This window comes from Luteitalea sp. TBR-22 (assembly GCF_016865485.1).
Taxonomy (GTDB): Bacteria; Acidobacteriota; Vicinamibacteria; order Vicinamibacterales; family Vicinamibacteraceae; genus Luteitalea.
Genome location: NZ_AP024452.1, coordinates 755789 through 771345 on the forward strand (window position 1 = coordinate 755789; position 15557 = coordinate 771345).

At 66.3% G+C, this 15557-nt stretch carries 8 protein-coding genes; 3 read left to right on the forward strand and 5 right to left on the reverse strand.

Annotation, left to right across the window (positions count from 1 at the left end):
• The first annotated feature begins 1 nt into the window (after position 1).
• The 3 genes from pglZ to TBR22_RS03080 are packed head-to-tail and all read left to right on the forward strand — an operon-like array spanning position 2 to position 6121.
• Entirely contained in the window at positions 2 to 2713 is a 2712-nt protein-coding gene (gene pglZ / locus TBR22_RS03070; RefSeq protein ID WP_239491483.1) for a BREX-2 system phosphatase PglZ, read from the forward strand.
• 7 nt (positions 2714 to 2720) lie between these two features.
• A complete protein-coding gene (gene brxD / locus TBR22_RS03075) occupies positions 2721 to 4040 on the forward strand; it encodes a BREX system ATP-binding protein BrxD (protein WP_370651478.1) in 1320 nt (439 codons plus the stop codon).
• On the forward strand, positions 4037 to 6121 hold the full coding sequence (locus tag TBR22_RS03080) for a DEAD/DEAH box helicase (RefSeq protein ID WP_239491485.1): 2085 nt from the start codon (positions 4037 to 4039) through the stop codon (positions 6119 to 6121). The genes brxD and TBR22_RS03080 overlap by 4 nt, the downstream gene beginning before the upstream one ends.
• Positions 6122 to 6153: 32 nt before the next feature.
• Here the strand turns inward: TBR22_RS03080 and TBR22_RS03085 are convergent, their stop codons facing one another.
• From TBR22_RS03085 to TBR22_RS03105, 5 genes are all read right to left on the reverse strand, one after another.
• The gene (locus TBR22_RS03085; protein WP_239491486.1) at positions 6154 to 8295 is read right to left on the reverse strand and encodes a DUF262 domain-containing protein; all 2142 of its coding nucleotides are present in this window, start codon (positions 8293 to 8295) and stop codon (positions 6154 to 6156) included.
• 382 nt (positions 8296 to 8677) lie between these two features.
• The gene (locus tag TBR22_RS03090) at positions 8678 to 10222 is read right to left on the reverse strand and encodes an AAA family ATPase (protein WP_239491487.1); all 1545 of its coding nucleotides are present in this window, start codon (positions 10220 to 10222) and stop codon (positions 8678 to 8680) included.
• A gap of 733 nt (positions 10223 to 10955) precedes the next feature.
• Complete coding sequence (locus TBR22_RS03095) at positions 10956 to 12689, reverse strand: hypothetical protein (protein ID WP_239491488.1); 1734 nt, start codon at positions 12687 to 12689, stop codon at positions 10956 to 10958.
• A gap of 13 nt (positions 12690 to 12702) precedes the next feature.
• On the reverse strand, positions 12703 to 13182 hold the full coding sequence (locus TBR22_RS03100) for a hypothetical protein (RefSeq protein WP_239491489.1): 480 nt from the start codon (positions 13180 to 13182) through the stop codon (positions 12703 to 12705).
• A gap of 571 nt (positions 13183 to 13753) precedes the next feature.
• On the reverse strand, positions 13754 to 14512 hold the full coding sequence (locus TBR22_RS03105; RefSeq protein ID WP_239491490.1) for a hypothetical protein: 759 nt from the start codon (positions 14510 to 14512) through the stop codon (positions 13754 to 13756).
• Between the last annotated feature and the right edge of the window lie 1045 nt (positions 14513 to 15557).

Below are 15557 nucleotides of genomic sequence, written 5' to 3' on the forward strand. Positions count from 1 at the left end.
GGTGCAACACGTGCGCGCCATCCGGAGCAAGCTGGAGGGACACTCCGGCGGGCAGCCTGCTGGCGCACCGCATGTGTTCGCGCTGCGCAGTGCCGCCGCCTGGACGGGGCCGGCGTCGCTCGACGTGGAAGGGCAGCCCGTGGACGTCGTCGCTGCGGTCTCGGCGCTCCACGTCCGTGAGCTGCTGGCGGCCCGCGTGGCCGGCATGCCGGACCTCGTGGTCATCACGCCGCTGGCCGAGGCGGAACTCGGCGCCGACGTGATGGCGCGCCTTGCAGGCCGGCGCGTGGTCTCGCTGGAGCCATGGACGCTGGTGCTCGAGGCCTTCCGCGCGCGCGACCTCGATGCGCGGTTGCTCGCGCATCGCTGGATGGCGCTGGCGCTGCTGGAGGGCATGCCCGCGACCGGCTATCCGCCCGTGCCTGCCGGCGTGCTGGACAGCGAGACCGCGTGGTCGTCCCTGCTGCAGCAGCGTCTCGGCCTGGCTGTGGCTCAGCCGGACGTGGTGGCCTTGCTCGAGTGGGCGGCAGACCCATCCCACGTGGAGCGCTGGAGGCAACTGCCTGCTGACGTACGCGACGGCGTGCGTGCGTGGCTCGTCCAGCATCTCGGTGACGTGGCGTCCCTCATCGTGGATGCTGCGGCGCTGGGACATGACGCGCTGGCACTCGGTCTCGTGTGCGACGTCCTGTTTCACGAGTGGAACATGCCGAGCGGGGCGCCAGGGCTGAGGTCGGAAGCGCGCGATGCCGCCATTCGCTTCGAATCGTTCATCGGCGGGCGTCCGCTGCCCGAGGGCGCGGGGCTGGCCTGGTCGCGTGCTGCCGTGGCGATTGCCTCGCGTCCGCGCGATCCCAGGCAGGCAGGCGTGCTGCGAGTGGCGCTGGACAATGCCGAGCGCGCGCTGAAGCACTTGCAGGCCGACGCCCTGGCCGTGCACAGCGACGTCCTGCCGTCTGGCTTCGATCGGCGCTGCGAGGTGTTCGGGGAGGCACTGCTCGAGTACCTTCGTGACCCTGAAGGCCGTCGCGACGATGTGCACGATGCGAGGGGGCACCTGCGGGCGCATCGGTCGTGCACGCTGCCGTCGAACAAGGAACGCCTGGAGCGCCTCGAGATGTCGCTGCGCCTCGCACGATGGCTGAACGAGCGCGCGTCAGACGTCCCCGGCTCGATTGGCGAGGCAGCCTGGGCGCAGGTGCAACAGGATGGCCTTGCCGACTGGGCACGTGCCGTCGCGAGGTCCGTGGACCCGTCTGCCGCCGTGGCCGATGCCTGCCGCGCCGTGCTCGAGGCCGTCCGGCAGGCCGTTCGTCGCCGACAGGACGCGTTTGCCACGAAGCTGGCGCACTGGCTCGAGCTCGGCACCGATCCGGGTGTGCTGCTCGTGGAGCGCGTCCTCGAGGCGCGCGTCGCCCCACTCGCCGCGCATGCACCGGTTCTGCTGCTCGTCATGGACGGCATGAGTGCCGGCACGTGCCTGGAGCTGGCGCACAGTCTCGTGGAGGATGGCTGGACGCCCCTGGCGACTGAGGGCAGGTCGTCGCCGGAGCCCGTGCTCGCGCTGCTGCCATCGCTGACGGCCGTCTGCCGCACCAGCCTGCTGAGCGGAAGGGTCGTGGAGGGAGCCGCGGCGGACGAGAGCCGCAACTTCGCGGCGCATGCCGGGCTCGTCGCCCGAAGCACGCCAGCGCTTCCGCCGGTGCTGTTCCACAAGGCAGGTCTTGCGGAGGACCACGGCGCGCTGCAGGAGCCGCTGCGCAAGGCGCTGGGCAACCCGAAGCAGCGCGTGGTTGGCGTGGTGGTCAATGCCATCGACGACCACCTGCTGAAGGCCGACCAGGTGCGCAACCGGTGGACCATCTCGGACGTGCCCATGCTTTCTGCCATCCTCAGCGATGCCAGGGCAGCTGGCCGCATCGTCGTGCTCACCTCGGATCACGGCCACATCCTCGACGATCGCAGCACGCAGCGGTCCGGCGGGGCCGGCACCTCCGATCGCTGGCGTCCCGCGGATACTCCGGCGGGTGACGGCGAGGTCCTGGTGAGCGGCCCGCGTGTGATCGCTCCTGGGCACGCGTGCGTCCTCGCCGTGTCGGAGCAACTGCGATATCGCAGCAAGAAGAACGGGTACCACGGCGGTGGCACGCCCCAGGAGGTCGTCGCGCCGCTGGTCGTGCTCGCGAGTGGGGCAACGACGGTGCCCGGGTGGGAGGAAACGGCCCTGCCTGCGCCTGACTGGTGGATGCTCGAGTACGAGGATCTTCGCGTGTACTCGGCACCGGTGCAGACGTCGCAGGATCGGCCGGCTCGGAGAGCCGGCCCTACCCCTCCTTCGCCCTCGAAGCCGCTGCTGTCGCTCGTGGACGACGAACCGGCTGCGCCGGCCGGGCCGGCCGCGGACACCTCGCTGGCCGCACGGCTGTTGCAGTCCGAGGTGTATGCGGCCCAGAAGGCGCAGCAGGCGCGTGCGGCCGTGCCCGACGAGCGCGTGAAGGCCATCCTGGGGTTCCTGCTGGCGCGGGGCGGCCGTTCGACGCGCGCCGCTGTTGCGAGTGCGCTTGGCATTCCGAAGCCCCGGCTCGACCTTCAGCTCGGTGCACTGCGCGGCGTGCTCAACGTCGAGGGCTACGCCGTCCTCTCCATCGACGAGGCAGGCGACACCGTGACCCTCAATCGCGACTACCTGATGTCGCAGTTCGACCTGCACTGAGATGAGCCTGGAGATCAGCCCGCAGCGACGGCTCGACATCATCGATGCGCTCCGCCGCGGTACCGTGCCGCGCGCGGGGCTCGACACGTTCGCCGTTGGCGTGGACCGCTGGCAGGCCGCGCTCGACGAGGAACTGCAGCGCGTGCGGTCAGGCGCGGGCGTGTTCAAGGCGGTGCGTGGCCAGTACGGCAGCGGCAAGACGTTCGTGGCGCGCTGGATCGAGGAGCGCGCCCGCCGGCAGGGGTTCGCCACGGCCGAAGTGCAGATCTCGGAGACCGAGACGCCGCTGCACAAGCTCGAGACCGTGTACCGGCGGCTGATCGAACGCCTGGCCACGACCGACGTGCCTGAGGGGGCTTTCCGCTCGGTGATCGAGCGCTGGTTCTACGTGCTCGAGGAGGACGCGCTCGCGGCCGGCGACGTCAGCGAGCACGATACGGCGGCGCTGCTGGCCCGTACGTCGAAGCTCCTCGAGGAGCGGCTTGCCGAGATCACGCGGCATGCGCCGATGTTCGCCACGGCCCTGCGCGGCTATCGCGAGGCGGCGGCACGGGGCGACGCGGCGCGCGCCGAATCGCTGCTGGCATGGCTGGGCGGGCAGCCGAACGTCGCAGCCAGCGCGAAGCGCGAGGCAGGCATCAAGGGCGACCTCGATCACTTTGGCGCGCTCGGGTTCCTGCAGGGACTGCTCGCGGTGCTGCGCGATGCCGGCTTCAGCGGTCTCGTGGTCGTGCTCGACGAGGTGGAGACGCTGCAGCGGATGCGCGGCGACGTCCGTGAGCGCGCGCTCAACGCGCTCCGGCAGCTGATCGACGAGGTCGACTCCGGCCGTTTCCCTGGGCTCTACTTGCTGATCACCGGGACGCCGGCGTTCTTCGACGGCCCGCAGGGTGTGCAGCGCCTGCCTCCGCTGGCGCAACGCCTGCACGTGGATTTCACCACCGACGCTCGCTTCGACAACCCGCGCGCGGTGCAGATTCGCCTGGCGGCCTTCGATCAGTCACGACTGGAGGAAGTGGGGCGGCGCATCCGAGACGTGTATGCCTCGCACGCGCCGTCGCGCGAGCGACTACTGGGCGTCGCTGATGACGCGTACGTACGCGATCTGGCGCAGGGCGTGGCAGGTCGGCTCGGAGGCAAGGTTGGTATTGCCCCGCGCATCTTCCTGAAGAAGCTGGTCGCCGACGTCCTTGATCGCGTCGACCAGTTCCCCGACTTCGACCCGCGCCGCGACTACGCGCTCACCGTCGCCGAGACGGAGATGACTGCCGTGGAGCGCGCGGCGTCCGGTGCTGCCTCCGTCGACGACATCGCCCTCGACCTGTGAGCTTCGACCGGCTTCACCCCGTCGTCCAGCACCACATCGTCAACTCGCTGGGGTGGCGGTCGCTGCGGCCCCTGCAGGAGCAAGCGATCGGTCCGATTCTCGACGGCGCGCACGCCATGCTCGTGGCGCCGACGGCAGGCGGCAAGACCGAGGCGGCCACCTTTCCAGTGCTGTCGCGCATGCTGGCGGAGCAATGGTCCGGTCTCTCGGTCCTGTATCTCTGCCCGTTGCGCGCGCTCCTCAACAACCTTCAGCCTCGCCTCGAGGGTTACGGCCGACTGGTGGGGCGCCGCGTCGCCATGTGGCACGGCGACGTCGGCGAGAGCGAACGGCGACGCATCCTTGCTGACCCACCGGACCTCCTGCTGACCACGCCGGAGTCGCTGGAGGTGATGCTGGTCAGCCGGCGCGTGGAGCACGAGGCATTGTTCCGACGCGTGCGGGCGGTGGTCGTCGACGAAGTGCACGCGTTCGCAGCCGACGACCGCGGCTGGCACCTGCTGTCGGTGCTGGAGCGCATCCAACGCCTGGCCGAGCAGCCGATCCAGCGCGTGGGGTTGTCGGCCACGGTCGGCAATCCCGACGAGGTGCTGGCGTGGCTGGCGGGTTCATCCCCGGCGGAACGGCGGATCGTGCAAGTGGGCGCGTCGGGAAGCGTGGCGACCGACGTCACCGTGGACTTCGTGGGCGGGCTCGAGAACGCCGCCACCGTGATCTCGCGATTGCATCAGGGCGAGAAGCGCCTGGTGTTCTGCGACAGCCGGGCGCGCGTCGAGGAACTCGCCGCGTACCTCCGCAAGCGCGACGTGGACACGTACGTCTCGCACTCGTCGCTGAGTCCCGACGAGCGTCGTCAGGCGGAGGCGGCCTTCGCCTCCGGCAGCAACTGCGTAATCGTCGCCACGGGCACCCTCGAACTCGGCATCGACGTCGGCGACCTCGACCGCGTCATTCAGATAGACGCCCCCACGCAGGTGGCGTCCTTCCTCCAGCGCCTCGGTCGCACGGGCCGGCGTGCGGGCACGACGCGCAACTGCCTGTTTCTCGCGACCGAAGACGACGCGCTCGTGCGGGCGCTGGCGCTGTGTGCGTTGTGGCGAGACGGGCACGTGGAGCACGTGACACCGCCGGCCATGCCGCTGCACCTGCTCGCGCAGCAGATCCTCGCGCTTGCGCTGCAGGAGGGCGGTATCGGCGCAGCGGACTGGCAGGGCTGGGTGGGCGGCATGCCTGGCTTCCGCGCGCTGGATAGAGCCGACGTGCAGGAGACCGTGCAGCACATGCTGACCGCCGGCATCCTGCACGATGACGAGGGCCTGTGGTCGATCGGCGCCGAGGGTGAAGCGGCATTCGGACGCCGCCACTTCATGGACCTGCTCTCGGCGTTCACCACCGAGCCGCTGTTCACGGTCAAGCACGGCCAGCTCGAACTTGGACGCGTGCACCAGCTCACGTTCGCCAGCCGCGACGACCGCCCCGCCGTGCTCCTGCTCGCCGGTCGCCCGTGGGTGGTCGTGCACGTCGACTGGGATGCCAGAACCGCCTTCGTGAAGCCGACGGACGATCCCGGCCGTTCCCGCTGGCTCGGCGCCGGGGCGCCACTCCGCCACGAGTTGTGCCAATCGGTGGCGCGTGTGCTCGCTGGCGAGGACGTCAGCGCGTTCTGCTCGAAGCGTGCCTCGGAGCAACTCGCGGCGCACCGCGAGGCCTTCGCCTGGCTCGACCCGGAGAAGACCGCAGTCGTGCAGGATGCCCGCGGCCAGTGGGCCTGGTGGACCTTCGCCGGCCTCAACTCGAACGCCCCACTCGCGCAGGCGCTCCGCGAGGCCGGTGCCGCCGTGGGGCAGCCGGACAACTACCGAATCACGCTGGACAGCCCGTTGCCGGCGGACGCCCTCGAGGCATTGCGCCAGCGGCCGGTGGAGTCGATGCGCAGCCCCGTCAGCGAGAAGGCGCTCGAGGGGCTGAAGTTCAATCAGTGCCTCCCCGAGGCGCTCGCGGTGAAGGAGCTGTCGACGCGGATGACCAATCCACGAGCTGTTGACACCACGCTATTGAGGGCGACGGTGACGAGCGCCTGACGCGACCAGATCGGACGGTTGGCCCGCTCCACCTAGTCCACGTCCACCCGCTGCAGTTCACCCGAGATGTATTTCTTGAGTTCCGCCTTCATCTCGCTGGTGCGGAGCGTGATGACCTCGGCGACCGCCTTCAGGTTGGAGTCCGATGTATCTGCGAGCGCCGCTCGAGACCCGAGAAGATCCGTGGTCCATTGGTCGATAGCCAATGCTCCGCTGGCGAATTCGTCAACCTTCGCCAAGAAGCTCGTCAAGGAAGAGGCTCCCTTGGCGATGTTGAATGACTTCTCCAGCAGGCAGCAGTTTCCCAGCGCATTCATCATTACGCTGTAGGTCTCCCGTTGCTCGGGAGCCTCCGCGAGGGACAAGGGCTCACTCTCGGGAAACGGCAGCGATTCCCACACCTTGACTGCGACAAGGTGATCCACGTCAGAACTCACGCCAGTCTTCGAGATACGCAGAGGACCCTTCGAGGCCTTCCATCTCCTCTCATCAAGGCGGTGCCACAGCCACAGGGGCACGTAGTAGTCGTGTACGCGCTTGCGATCCTGGACTTCGAGATCGTCGATGTACTTCGACGCGTCGGGCTGCAAAGCGTCGAGCCAGCGAGTTATGCACGTCTTCAGGAGCTTCATGGCCGCTTCGGGCGATGCTACCGGTGACAATTGCTCGCAGTAGTCGGCTAGGTCCTTCACGTAGTCGCCGAAGACCTTGTCCGTGGACTTGCCCCATCGGCCCGACCACTGCGACATCAGGAGCCACCGATCCGCATACTCATTGAAGCGGGCATCGAGAGTCCTCTCGAAGCTGTCGGCCGTCGTGACGGACTGCGGATGCATGAGCAGCCACTTGCGTCCCAGCAGGCGCCACGTGAGCAACAGCGTCAGGACGTTCAAAGAGCGGTAGTGCAGTCCGTAATGAAGGCCACGGCTCTCCACAAGACCCGCACCATCGACAAAGTTCCTCATGAGCACTTCCCATTCATTGACGAGGTCTCTCGCCATCGGGCCCACCTTGTCGCCACGCAGCAGGTCGCTGGCGGTGAGCAGCGCACCTCTGCCGTAGATCACAGACCACATGGCCGACACGGCGCCAACGAGCGAGTCGATGTCCAGGTTCAGCTTTTCTTCACGCAGCGCCTCCTGGAGATTCTCGAAACAGCGGCCTGCCGTCGTGTTCTCGGTCAGAGAGGAGTCCCAACCTGTCTTGATCCAGGCGAAGGTGATCTCCTGACGGGTCAACGCCCGACCGGCGGTGTTCAGGCGAGTGAAGATGTTGACAATGGCGTCGTTGTACACGTCGAGGCTCAGGACATCCGGGTCGAATGGCTGGAGTTGGAGGTACGACACCTTGGACTGCTTGATGCCGACGAGCGTGACCACCAACTGCGCCAGCGGATCGACGACGTCTGACTGGATGTCCTTCGCGACCCCGTAGCCCTCGAGCAGGGGTTGAAGCTTGTTGCGGAAATGCTGCTCGAACAACCCGGCTTGCGTGGAAGCGATGTCCCACAGCCGACTCAAGCGCACGAAACGTCCTCGGTTCTCCGCAACGAGTGCGTTAGGAATCGGATACTTGTACGTCGCTGGCCGTGGCAGCGACGACCGCCCGTGGCTCGGACTGAGTACCACCCATCGGAGCGCGCCCCGGAAGTCGACGCCCGTGAGGCCGCGAGCGGTCTGCACCTGTTCGCGGAACCGGTGCAAGTCCAGGCACAGTTCACCCATGGACCAATGCTTCCTGGCGTGTTTTCCACGTGGCCGCTCCTCGTCGAGGAGCAGGGCCCAATCGTAGTCCGTCAGTCGGAATCCCCAGTTGTCACCCGCGAACGCGAGCAGCAGACTCTGGAGGCGCTGTTGGCCGTCGAGCACCATCCGGAACTCTGCCGGCGGGTTGCCTGGCTTTACCCGGGCGTCGTCGAACTCGCCGGTCCTGTCCGCAATAGACCAGAACGGCCTCGACGGAATACCGGCGAGTTCCTCCTTGTGCACCTTCCACAGGAGCAGCGTCCCGAACGGCCACCCACGCAGGAGGGAATCGACCAGCAGAGTGACCTGCTCAGGGCTCCACACATAGGGCCGCTGGAGGTCGGGGACCAGCAGTGTTGCACCTGTCTGCGAGGAGGCGGTCTTGAGAAGCTCGTGGAGCGGCTCAGAGTTGTCGTCGTAGATCTTCATGCGTGATGCCGTGCGCCGAAAGAACGGTGGCAGTGCTCAGTACTTGCGCCCCTTGATGGGGCGTCCGTTGTGATCTCGAGCCATGATGCCGAGGCCGGAACGCCTCCGCCTCCGGTTACCCGTGGGCGCCCTGAGCATGGCAGCCAGGAGCGATACGGCCGCCAGACCGGTCCACCCAACGAGCCGCGCAGTTCCTCTGAGGAGGCCCGGAAACGGATGCAGCATGTGCCTCAGCACGAGCAATGGGTACTTCGCGTAGGGCGTGGTCATGGGTGGCTGGATGCGGTAGTGAAACGAGGAGTCGTGGAACCGCGCGCGATACCGCGGTGGTGGTCATGCCGACCCGGCTAGTTGGCTCACACGTTCAGATGGGCACAACACGCTACGCCAGCACTGAGCGTCGTGCCTTCGGTTGGTCTGGTGCAGCTGCAGGTGCCTGCCCCGACGCTGGGACGGCCCGCTCCCGTCCCCATGCCCGAATGCTGTCGATGGCCTCAGGGTTCGTCCGCGACAGTGGCACCACATTGGCAAAGACTCGCCGCCACAGTGCCTCGTCCACCGCGGCGTCGCCCTTGATGACCGCCTCCTTGGCCACATCGGCGACGGCGGCCTGCAGGTCACTCCCCGCGAAGCCGTCCGATAGCTGGACCAGGTCGTCCAGCAAGCCGGACTGCAGGGGCAGTCGATAGCGCTTCGCATACAACGCGATGATCTCGCCACGCTCCTCATCGGTGGGGAGATCGACGAAGAAGAGCTCGTCGAAGCGGCCGCGTCTGAACAGCTCGGGTGGCAGCCGGGAGATGTCGTTCGCCGTGCTCACTACAAAGACTCTGGCGCGACCTTCCTGGAGCCAATAGAGGAAGTGACCCAGCACCCGACTCGAGGTGCCTCCGTCGGAGTCGCCGCTGCCCCCAAGCCCTTTCTCGATCTCGTCGATCCACAAGACGCAGGGTGCAACGCGATCCGCAGTCGCGAGTGCCTCCTTCAACTGGCCCTCCGACTGCCCGAGGAACTTTCCATGGATGTTCGCCAGGTCCAATCGATAAAGGGGCAGGCCCCAATCGCTGGCAATGGCCTTGGCGGAGAGCGATTTCCCGCAGCCAGGCACACCCACGAGGAGTACGCCCCTGGGCGGCCGCAAACCACGCTCCCTGAGGTCCATCGTGAGGAGCGGACGCTGCTTCTCGAGCCACACCCTGAGCCCACTCAGGCCGCCAACTCCGGCGTCGCCACGACTGACACTCACACGTTCGAGACCAGAGATGTCCGAGAAGATGCGGTCCTTGACCTGCTTGAGCGCCTCGAGGTCGCTCCTCAGGATGCTGCCCTTGGCGAGCAAGGTGGCAATGGCGTTCTCGGCCTCGATCTGGGTGACGCCCGCAAGGATCGTCGAGGCCTCCACCAACTCTGGACCCTGCCACTCGATTGGCATGCCGCCGCGATACGGCTCGAGACACTCCGAGATGATCGTCTGCATCTCGTCCTCGCTTGGTGGATCGAGCGTCAGCGTCATGCCTTGCCGTTGGAGCCTCGGCCAGACCGCCGACGTGGTGACCACGACCACCGACCCTCCGCGCTCGGTCGCAGACGAAGCCACGTCGAGCAGCTGGCGGCTGGTAGCCGTGTCACCATCGATGTCCTGCACTTCGGTGAGGATGAAGGTCAGGTGCTGCCGTTGCCCCATCATCTGGCTCGCATAGTCGAGCGCGCCAGCGACGGAGCGGTCATCATTGGTGACCCTGTTGGTGCCGATGTCGCGCGTGCCCTGCGACAGCGTGTGGAAGTAGATGGTGATGTTGAGGTCGGTCGCCAACTGTCGCAGCAGCTGCAACGCCCGGTCCCGTTCGTCAGTGCGCAGCGAGATGAAGGGGATCCTGGCCTTGAGGTAAAGCAGCAGTGTCTGTCTACAAGTGGCGAAGTCTGGCACGTCGAGCCTCAGAGAATCTGCCGCCGAGGACGTACCCCAGCAGGGGTGTCGGTCGCAGCGGGGAATGGCCCAGGATACGGGACCGCGGTGGCAGCAGCCGTCAGCGGCTGGTCCCTCAGTATCTTTCGCAGCGCGGCGTTGCGCGGGTCGCTGGAGGCGCCCTGCAGGCTCTCGTGCGTTCGAGTGGCCCACCGACTGAGCTGGTTCGCCAGGTGGGTCTTCACCTGGCCATCAAGACAGGCGAGGGTGGTGAGGCCGTGCAGCGTCGAGAGTGTTCGCCTCGCATCCAGTAGCGCCCGGGAAACGCCGAAGGCATCGCCGTTCGCTTGGTCTAGGGCACGCTGCAGTCGCTGGGACAATGCCTGTAGCCTTGTCGCTAAAGCGTTGTCGACGAGGCGCGTCCAGCGCTCCGCGACGACGGAGCTCCACTCGAGCGTTCCTGCCTGCATGCACTCGAGCATGGAGTCGTCCCCCGCGGAGAAGCGCTCGAGCCTATCGGCCCAGTCTGCGTAGGTATGAGGAGCTTGCGCCGTCATGGGCGGGCGGCGCGCCGGCGTATTAGCAACACATCACTCGGGACGAGATCCCATGCCGGCAACTGGCTCGCGAGGGGTGAGTCCTTCGGCACCGGCTCCATGGCTGGTCCGGTGGTGTCGGGCAATGCCGGAGGCGGCACCGGCGTGGGGGTGTCGCTGGAATCGATAAGTGGCCTATTGGGCATGGCGGACTCCTCTCAGGCGACGGTGGCGCGCGGGTGCTCGGGACGCTGCAGCACGAACTGTGGCGAGCTCAGGGACTCTAGGAACGCCGTGACTTCTTCGGCCTTCGCCTCCTCCCGCTGCATCTCTCGCCTCAGGTCAACCAGTTCGGCGAGCGATGCCTTCAGGACCTGCGTCGCCTGCTCGTGCTCACGCTCAAGGTGCTTGCGTGCGTCCTCACGCCTCCGAGAAAGGCCCGAGTACTGCGTCCACGTGTACGCGATCGATCCGAGCATCAGGATGAGGCCAAGCGGGATGCTGCCGCTGGACACGAACAGAAGGCCGACCGCGACGCCAATTGCCAGCACAATCCACGTGACCGGACTCATGCCGACGGCGCTGACGGCTTCCTCGATCTTCTCCGCGTAGTAGGTGGAGAGACTGTCGAGCAGTCCTCGTTCGTTCGACCCGTCTGCGGAGATGCCTGACCAGGAGGCACACACGATCTCGGCCGCCGCCGGCACCTGGGCGCGGTCTCGCGCAAGAAGATCCTTGTGGGCCGTCAGAATCCAGTTCCGCGATCGCGACAGTGCGTATCGCTGCGTGGCTTTCGTCGCGCCGAACTGCTCGGGGTTCATGGCCGAGTTGGTTAACATCGCCGCGAAGTTGGTTTGAGGGGCGAAACTGTCCGCCTCCGCAGCCATGATTGCCTTGGCGGCATTCACATCCCCTCGCTCCTGCACGATCAGCTGCAACAATCGCAATTCACGCCGTAAAGGCAGCTCCTCGTCGTCATAGTTGGTGACCAGGCTCTCGAGCAATGAGTCAACAGCCGCCTCCAGACTGGGAGGGACGACGATCGCACCTTCGAAGATGGCAGTGAAGAAGGCCAGTACGACGGCATGCCGGCGCGACAGCGCCAGAGATCGCTCGAAGTGATTCCACGATGGACTGAACCGTCGCAGGCTGGGGTACTCCCCTGGGGCCACCGACGGCGTCATGACGTCCAGGCGCTCCATCCATCTCGCTCGCTGCTCGTCAAGGAAGCCCGCCTGGAGCTCCAGTTCAGTGAGCCACGTCTCTATGACCTGGGAGCACTCGGTGAGCGCGGCGCCACCGAAGACCCCATTGGCCATCGCGTCGAGCATGAGCACCACTTCCCGATCCATCGCCTGAGGGTTCTGAATCTGGAAGTACCGCTTGAGCCACTGATTCCCCGCGTCGAGCCGCCGTGCGCGGCGACAGACCAGCGCAAAGAACAGCGATGCCTTGCAGTCATCACGTCGAAGCGCCTCCGTGGCGGCCTTTTCGGCCAGTGGCCGATTGTCGGCAAACCAGGCGGTCAGTGCGACAAGTGCAGGCGCCAGCCAATAGCCGGGCGCCGAGAGCATCAGCGCCTCCGTGGCACTGCGCATCGTTTCCTGGCGAACGAGGGCGACGTCGGACGCCTGCAGGATTCCGGTGGTTGTGCGGCGGACCTCGTCGTAGTGCCCGAACCGCGTCTCGATGTCCTGGTTGACCTCAATCAGCCGGGTCTGCGCGAACTGTCGTTCCTTGTGCTTGCGATCCGCAGCGACGAACTCCGAGAACTCCTCGTACAGAGCCTCTAGGCGATCCTGCGTCTCACTCTGGAGGGTGGCGACCGCCTCGACCTTGTCGTTGACGATCTCCAGCCGGCTGTTGATGACGTGCAGATCGCGCTGTACTTCGGCCGACAGGTTGTTGATGCTCCTTACAACCGGCCCAAGGTCGACTGATACATCTGGCATCTGAGGGATCCTTTCAGGACTCGATCACGGCAACCGTGCCGTCGGCCGCTACCGCGCACAGGCGTTCAGCGTAGACCTCGATGAAGGCATAGCTTGGATGCCGTGCCAGAGCCCGGGCACGTTCGAAGAGCGCTGGCAAGGCCTTGGCGCGTTCGAAGTGCTCGATGATCGCCAACGAGACGTCGAGCGTGTGGACGTCGTACGGATCGCCGAGGTAGCACCGCCCAAGGATGCCTACCGGGCGCTGTTCGATCGTCAGTTCCGGGAACTCGGCGGATATCTCAGCGATCAACTGGGTGAGTGCGGCCCGGTCCGAGACATGGGTGCCAGCATCGAGCTTTCTCAGGGCCTCGAGGTATGGTCCCGTTCGCTGCTGACGCAGTCGCTGCTGCAGTCGAGCCCCGGTGAGCATGATGCGCGACGGAGCGGACACGGCCGCTCTGGAGTCAATCGTTGTCGACGCTTGCGTGGGGGTGAGGAGCGGGCGTGGCATTGGCATCTCCCAGGGCCGGCTCAATGCCGGGTGAACTCGCGAACCTCGTTCCAGACTGTTCCGCAGGCCAAGCACGAGTAGGTGGCTTCCCACCGTTCCTTCGTGGCAGGTACGAAACGCGTCGCGCGGACCAGCAATCGGCCGTCGGAGTCGCGCGCCTCGTCGTCTACCATTCGTGTTCCGATCCACGAATCAGCCTTGATCTGTCTGATCGCTCTGAAGCGTCGAGACCCGCACCGAGGGCACTTGACGGCTCTCCAGCGGGAGACCGCCCATGCCAACGCGGCGACCACAGCTCCGAATGTGACCCATTCGCGCAATGGGAAGGGCGCGGCGTCAGCGGGTCGCCCCGTACCCGCTCGCGAGGTCTGTGACGGCAGTTCCGATGCGGGTCTCGCCGTAAGTGAGCTGCCTATGCCCTGGCTCCAGTTCCGAGTCAGAACGGGATCCCGACCGAACAGAGCCACGTGCGCCGGTGCGCTGCGAGCCTGCTGTCCCTGAGCAGGCCACCCCAGCGCCAGGACATACGCGACGCCGATCATGAAGGGAGTGAATCGCACGGCTGCCTGCCTCAGGGCACCGCCGGATCCGACGCCGGTACCGGCGTGGCGGCCAACGTGGCATCGTGGCGCTCCAGGAACCGTGTGATGGCCTGTAGCAGTTGCGGGGCTGTTTCTACTTCGAGGCGCTTGCGAAAGAACTCGATTGTATTGTCCGGATTGGCCGACAAGATGAAGGCCGCCTTGTAGCAGCCCAAAGCCGCGTCGCCCTCTCCGTCGAGCGCCAGAACGTGCCCGAGGTTGGCCCAAGCGGACGCGCGAGATGGTGCCAGCATGACCGAGTCCATCGCGAACCCACGAGCGCGGACAGGGTCCCCGGACCGCCACAAGACATACGCGTAGTTCTCGCGAATTTCCGCATCGCGTGGGTCAACGGCTGCGGCCTCGGCAAGCAACGGGACCGCCGACGCATACATCTCCGCATTCGACAATGCCAATGCGCGCGTGTTCAAGGCCCGCGCGGCGCCCGAGTCGCCCTGCAGTGGCAGGGTCAGCTGGCCGAGGGCTCCGGTGACGGCCTGTAGGGACTCTGGAGTCGGATCGCTACCCAGGACACGAAGGGCTTCTTCCATGTTGCCGGTGGAGAAGGTTGTCGGCTCCGCAGGCTTCTGATCAACGGGCGCAGCGTCCGCGGGTGCTGATGCCGTTGGGGCGACGTGACTCTCAGCGCTCGTCGTTTCGAGCGAGGCCGAGATCGACGACGGCTCAATGGTGGCGATGTGTGCAGCGTAGTAGTCATACGCCCACCACCCGGCGAGAGCGAGGAACACCAGGATCAGCAGGACGCCGGTGCCGGCGCTCGGACCCTGGGCCGCGTCGTGCGGGCCGGCTACGGACACCGTCGACGGTGCGTCCGGTGAGCTCTGCGAGAGGGCACTCCCGCAGGCACTACAGAATTGCGCCCCGGTCCGAGCGGCCGGCGAACCACAGTAAGGGCAGCCCTGAGTCCCCGCGATTGGCGCTACAGTGGCGATGCTGATCGACTCAACGCGACCGCGCTCGTCCGCCGCGCGCTGAGCGACCGAGTCCATGAAGCGAAAGGCGCTGCTACGAGACCGGCCGCGGCGGCGGAATCCGTCGAGTGCGGTACTGCAGATGATTCTGAAGAGTCCCACAACGTCTCCCTGGGCGGGTACCGGCACCTTGTGGTGCGATGCGCAGAGAGCCGCGTAGCGACCGGAGCGGTACTTCGCTGAAGGACGCGGCTTGGAGATGAGTGCCGCAAGGCCCGTACCTTACAACGAGATTCGAGCGTGAACCGAACAACCACTTGGAGCCGCGATAGCTGTCGTGACTTATGTAGTAAGAATTACTCACTGCCCGGAGTTCCGCGTGATGGACTGCAACATGGCCACGCCGGTTCAATCGACATCGCGTGGCCCGTCGTGATAGCCCCTCTTCGGAAGTCGCATGAGCGTCGCGCGACCAAAGCCGGCATGGAGCAATCCTACCCATCCTTCCGCTGTCCTAGGCGTAGGATACGTCCGTCGTAACATCGCCGCTTACGGATCGCACGAAGGGCACCTGCGCGTGTGTCCACTGAACGCGTCAATGAGCATGCGGAACCCGAGACTGGCGACCGGGTTCCCACTCAATGAGGAGGAGACGGCCCGGCCCCACAGGGAGCCACGGCAGACTGCACAGTAAGTCAAACCACACTTCGTGCAACGGTAGACACTTTGGGACTTCCCGCATTGCGGACAACACAGCTCGGCCACGTCGTCATCCCTGAGATGAACACCTGCGCGCACCGCGTCGCATTCGCGACGGTCGGCTCGACAGCTCAATCGGCCCGCGCGCTACGGAACAAGAGGG

Bases quoted from the DNA above. Each gene is read 5' to 3' on its own strand.
- TBR22_RS03085 (WP_239491486.1), bottom strand. From the start codon at position 8,295: ATGAAGATCTACGACGACAACTCTGAGCCGCTCCACGAGCTTCTCAAG.
- TBR22_RS03095 (WP_239491488.1), bottom strand. From the start codon at position 12,689: ATGCCAGATGTATCAGTCGACCTTGGGCCGGTTGTAAGGAGCATCAAC.
- TBR22_RS03100 (WP_239491489.1), bottom strand. From the start codon at position 13,182: ATGCCACGCCCGCTCCTCACCCCCACGCAAGCGTCGACAACGATTGAC.